Source organism: Gammaproteobacteria bacterium, assembly GCA_013003425.1.
Taxonomy (GTDB): domain Bacteria; phylum Pseudomonadota; class Gammaproteobacteria; order Steroidobacterales; family JABDKV01; genus JABDJB01.
Genome location: JABDJB010000036.1, coordinates 1 through 5,164, shown reverse-complemented (window position 1 = coordinate 5,164; position 5,164 = coordinate 1). Strand labels below are relative to the sequence as shown.

Here is a 5,164-nt window from a genome sequence, read left to right as displayed (position 1 = left end):
CGCGCAGGTGATCGCGGCAAGGATGCCGCTGCTACGAAGCCGGGTGCCAGGCACTGGCGATCCGTTACCGTAGGAGCGCCTTCCAGGCGCGATTGCGCGCAGGTGAGCGCGGCAAGGATGCCGCTGCTACGGTAAGATGGCCGGCCTTATGAGCGGCAAGCTGCACATCAAGACCTTCGGGTGCCAGATGAACGAGTACGACTCGGCCAGGATGGCTGACGTGCTGCGGGAATCCCATGGCCTGGAGGTTACCGACGATCCGGCTGAAGCCGACGTGCTGTTGCTCAATACCTGCTCGATCCGTGAGAAGGCGCAGGAAAAGGTCTTTTCATTGCTGGGACGCTGGAAGACGTTCAAGGAAACAAAGCCGGGCACGGTGATCGGTGTTGGCGGCTGTGTCGCCAGCCAGGAAAGCGAGGCGATTACCAAACGCGCACCTTGTGTCGACGTGGTGTTCGGACCGCAGACGCTGCACCGGCTGCCGCAGCTCATCGACGATACCCGCAAGCGGGGTCAGGCGGTGGTCGATGTCAGCTTCCCGGAAATCGAAAAGTTCGATCACCTGCCGAAGCCGCGCGCCGCGGGCCCGACGGCGTTCGTGTCCATCATGGAAGGCTGCAGCAAGTACTGCTCATTTTGCGTGGTGCCGTACACCCGCGGTGAAGAGTTCAGCCGGCCGTTCGATGATGTTATTGCCGAAACGGTGCGGCTGGCCGAGCAGGGCATACGCGAGGTCAACCTGCTGGGGCAGAACGTCAATGCCTACCAGGGGCCAATGCACGACGGCATGCTGTGTGACCTGGGCACGCTTATTCACTACGTCGCCGCCATCGATGGCATCGAACGAATTCGCTTTACTACTTCGCACCCGGTGGAATTCACCGACAGCCTGATTGAGGCCTATGCGTCGGTGGACAAGCTGGTCAATTATTTACATCTGCCGGTGCAAAGCGGTTCGGACCGCATTCTGGCGCTGATGAAACGCGGCCACACCACGCTGGAGTACAAGCAGAAGATCCGCAAGCTGCGCGAAGTACGCCCCGACATTTCCATATCGTCTGACTTTATTGTCGGGTTCCCCGGCGAGACCGATGCCGATTTCGAAGCGACCATGAATCTTATTGCCGATATCGGTTACGACCAGTCATTCAGCTTTATCTACAGCCGCCGTCCCGGCACACCGGCGGCCGGCCTGCCCGACGATGTGTCGCACGAAACCAAGCAACAGCGGCTGCAGCTGCTGCAGGCACGTATCAACCAGCAGGCAATGGCCATAAGCGAAGGGATGGTTGGCAGCCAGCAGGTGGTGCTGGTCGAGCGCACATCGAAAAAAAGTAACAGCCAGGTTGCCGGGCGCACCGAAAACAACCGCTGGGTTAATTTTGACGGCCCGGCCGGGCTGATTGGCGAATTTGTCAGCGTGCAAATCACCGAGGCATTGCCCAATTCGCTGCGCGGGCGCATGATCGAGCCAGCCCAGCGCGCAACGGCCTGAGGAACCCTTGCCCCAACCCGTTACCCAGGAATTCGATCTCGAGCCCGCCGATAACGAGCGCCTCGCCAATCTGTGCGGCCAGCTCGACGAGCACCTGCGCCAGATAGAGCGCCGTCTCGACGTGCAGATATCCAACCGCGGAAATCATTTTCGTGTTGTCGGTGATTCAAAAGCAGCCAGTGCCGGGCGCGACGTGCTGTGCGATCTGTTCAGTCGCACGGAAAAAGAAAACGTCACGCCGCAGGACGTGCACATGTCGCTGCAGCAGCTCGGCATGGACGGCAATGGCGAAAACGACGAGCAGCTGCTGATAAAGACGCGGCGCACGCTGATCCGGGTGCGTGGTGGTAACCAGCAAGGCTACGTCAACAGCATCCGCAAAAACGATCTTACCTTTGGTATCGGACCGGCCGGCACCGGCAAAACCTATCTTGCTGTCGGCTGTGCCGTTGATGCGCTGGAGCGCGAGTCGGTGCGTCGTATCGTGCTGGTGCGCCCGGCAGTGGAGGCGGGTGAGCGGCTCGGCTTCCTGCCCGGCGATCTGTCGCAGAAAGTGGACCCCTATTTGCGGCCGATTTACGACGCGCTGTACGAAATGCTCGGCTTCGATCGTGTCGCGCGGCTGATCGACCGCAACGTGATCGAAGTTGCGCCGCTGGCCTACATGCGTGGCCGCACGCTGAATGAATCGTTTGTGATTCTCGACGAGGCGCAGAACACGACCATCGAGCAGATGAAGATGTTTCTGACGCGTATCGGTTTCGGCGCCAAAGCCGTGGTAACCGGCGACATCACCCAGACTGACCTGCCGGACCATCGCGAGTCAGGGCTGCGTCATGCCATGAAGGTGTTGCGCGACGTCAAGGGTATTCACTTCACGCAATTCAACGCGCGCGACGTGGTGCGGCATCCGCTGGTGCGGCGCATCGTCGACGCCTACGCGAGCCACGACAAAGACAGCAAAGGTGGCTGAACCCATCGACGTGCAGTATGCGGCGGCCGATGACGGGCTGCCGGCGGCGAGTGATGTTCGCCGATGGGCGCAGGCGGCGCTGGCCGGCGCCAACCGTAACGCGGAACTCACCGTGCGTATCGTCGACGAAGCCGAGATCACGCAGCTCAACCAGGATTATCGCGACAAGCCGGGCGCGACCAACGTGCTGGCGTTTCCCGCCGACGCGCCGCCCGAGGCTGGGGTGCACCTGCTGGGCGATGTGGTGATCTGCGCGCCGGTGGTAGCCGCGGAAGCCCGCGCCCAGGGCAAGCCCGCCGCTGCCCACTGGGCCCACCTGGTAGTGCACGGAATCCTGCATTTACAGGGTCTTGACCACCAAAACGAGTCCCAGGCTGCCGAAATGGAGACCCGTGAGGTGGACATCCTCGCCGGTCTGGGATATTCCAATCCCTACGAGGCCGGCGATCCGGCCGCCAGGCCGGGAGATTGACCTCCCCCGCAATGACAGACGACCACCCTCCGAGTAGTAACGGCACCGGCACCCACTGGATAAGGCGCATGCTTCACGCGCTGGCAGGCGAACCCCGCGATCGGGATGAACTGCTGCAGGTATTGCGCGAAGCCCAGGACAGAGAACTCATCGACGCAGACGCCCGCAGCATGCTGGAGGGCGTTCTCGACGTGGCTGAAGAACAGGTGCGCGACATCATGATCCCGCGTGCCCACATGGTCGTGGTCGAGCGCGATGCCGATCCCAAGGAACTGCTGCACTCGATAGTCGAATCGGGTCATTCACGTTTTCCTGTGGTCGGTGAAAACCGCGACGAAGTGGTCGGCATTCTGCTGGCCAAAGACCTGCTGCGGTTTTTTTCCGAAAACGGCGAAGCGCAGTTCGACATTCGCGAATGCCTGCGTCCTGCCGTGTTTATTCCCGAAAGCAAGCGGCTAAACGTGCTGCTGAAAGAGTTCCGCGCCAACCGCAACCACATGGCTGTGGTTGTAGACGAGTACGGCGGCGTGTCGGGTCTGATCACTATCGAAGATGTTATCGAGCAGATCGTCGGCGAAATCGACGACGAGCACGATATCGTCGACGAAGGTTTCATCCAGCGCGAGAGCGATACGCGTTTTCGGGTGCGTGCGCTGACCCGCATCGAAGACTTCAATGATTATTTCAATAGCGAGCTGAGCGACGAGGAATACGACACCATCGGCGGGCTGATCATGCACCGGCTGGGCCGGCTGCCGCGGCGTGGTGAATCGGTCAGCTTCAGCGGCTTCAATTTCAAAGTCATGCGTGCCGACCGGCGTCGCATCGACGTCGTACAGGTTACCCCGACAGAAGAGAACACCGAAGACGTCCGGCAGCGCGCCTGATGATCGTCGGCCTGCGGCAACGTTACGGCGCCTGGCTCGCCTTCGCCGCCGGCTTGCCTGTTCCGCTGGCTTTTTCACCGTTCGACTCGTACCTGCTGCTGCCACTTTTGCTGGCGTGCTTGCTGTGGCTGATTGACGATGTGACACCACGTGTTGCCGCATGGCGTGGCTGGTTGTTTGGTGCTGGCGCTTTTCTCACCGGCACTTACTGGCTGTATGTGAGTATTCACGTCTTCGGCGAGGCGCCGCTGGTGCTGGCGCTGCTGCTGATGGCGGCGCTGATGGCCTTCATGGCCTGTTACTCGGCGCTGGCCTGCTATGTCGCTGCACGCTACGCGCCGGCCGGAGCGCTGCGCTGGCTGGCAGCTTTTCCGGCGTGCTGGGTGCTGGCCGAATGGCTGCGTGGCTGGTTCCTTTCCGGCTTTCCCTGGCTGAGCCTGGGCTACAGCACAACAAGCAGCATGCTGGCCGGGTATATACCGCTGGGCGGCATATTCGCAGCCAGCGCCGCGGTCGCGGTTTCGGCGGGGGCGTTGCGCACGCTTGCCGGCGGCGACATTCGGGAGCGCGTCGTCGCAGTCGGGTTGCTGGCAGCGACATGGGCATTTGGCTGGTGGTCGCAGCAAGTGCCGTGGACCGATGCTGCCGAGGACACGCTGACCGTCAGTATCGTGCAGGGCGCAATTCCGCAGGACCGCAAGTGGCTGCCGGAAGAACTGGTGCCGACCATGCGGCTGTATCGCGATCTCACACGACAGCACTGGGACAGTGACCTGGTGATCTGGCCGGAAGCGGCGATACCGGCTTTGCGCGTGTCGCTGGTGGATTACTACGCAAAGATCGCGTTAGAGGGGGAGGCGTACGACACGGAAATTGTCACCGGCACTATCGAATACGATCCGGTAACCAACAGTTATTACAACGGCGTAATTGCTCTTCGTGGGTCGCAGAACGTCTATCACAAGCGTCACCTGGTGCCGTTTGGAGAATATTTCCCGGTGCCGGGGTTCGTGCGCGAGTGGTTGCGGCTGCGTAACCTGCCGTACAGTGATTATACAAGCGGCGGTGACGACCAGCGCCCGCTGCAGGTGGCCGGGCAGAAAATCGCGCCGTCAATCTGTTACGAAGACGTGTTCGGCAACGAGCAACGGTTGATGCTGCCGGAAGCAACGCTGCTGGTGAATGTCAGCAACGATGCCTGGTTTGGCACGTCGATTGCGCCGCACCAGCACATGCAGATTGCGCGGGCGCGGGCCATCGAGACCGGGCGTTACCTGCTGCGTGCCACCAACACCGGAGTCAGTGCCGTAATAGCGCCGGACGGGCGCATCGAGCAG

At 61.4% G+C, this 5,164-nt stretch carries 5 protein-coding genes; all 5 read left to right on the top strand.

From position 1 onward, the window contains the following. Positions 1 to 148: 148 nt before the first annotated feature. Positions 149 to 1,495: a tRNA (N6-isopentenyl adenosine(37)-C2)-methylthiotransferase MiaB gene (gene miaB, locus HKN06_05650; protein NNF60798.1), complete on the top strand. Its 1,347-nt coding sequence runs from the start codon at positions 149 to 151 to the stop codon at positions 1,493 to 1,495. Positions 1,496 to 1,502: 7 nt separating this feature from the next. Beyond that, positions 1,503 to 2,468 carry a PhoH family protein gene (locus tag HKN06_05645; protein ID NNF60797.1) on the top strand — a complete coding sequence of 322 codons (966 nt, stop codon included), beginning with the start codon at positions 1,503 to 1,505 and terminating at the stop codon, positions 2,466 to 2,468. Further along, positions 2,461 to 2,940: an rRNA maturation RNase YbeY gene (ybeY, locus tag HKN06_05640; GenBank protein ID NNF60796.1), complete on the top strand. Its 480-nt coding sequence runs from the start codon at positions 2,461 to 2,463 to the stop codon at positions 2,938 to 2,940. Before HKN06_05645 ends, ybeY begins: the two co-directional genes overlap by 8 nt. Before the next feature lie 11 nt (positions 2,941 to 2,951). Continuing rightward, a complete protein-coding gene (locus HKN06_05635) occupies positions 2,952 to 3,827 on the top strand; it encodes a CBS domain-containing protein (protein ID NNF60795.1) in 876 nt (291 codons plus the stop codon). Further along, positions 3,827 to 5,164, top strand: a 1,338-nt coding sequence (lnt, locus tag HKN06_05630) for an apolipoprotein N-acyltransferase (protein ID NNF60794.1), incomplete at its 3' end; no start/stop codon positions are given. The genes HKN06_05635 and lnt, both read left to right, overlap by 1 nt.

Coding starts and splice junctions, on each gene's coding strand:
- HKN06_05635 (NNF60795.1), top strand. CDS start 2,952: ATGACAGACGACCACCCTCCGAGTAGTAACGGCACCGGCACCCACTGG.
- miaB (NNF60798.1), top strand. CDS start 149: ATGAGCGGCAAGCTGCACATCAAGACCTTCGGGTGCCAGATGAACGAG.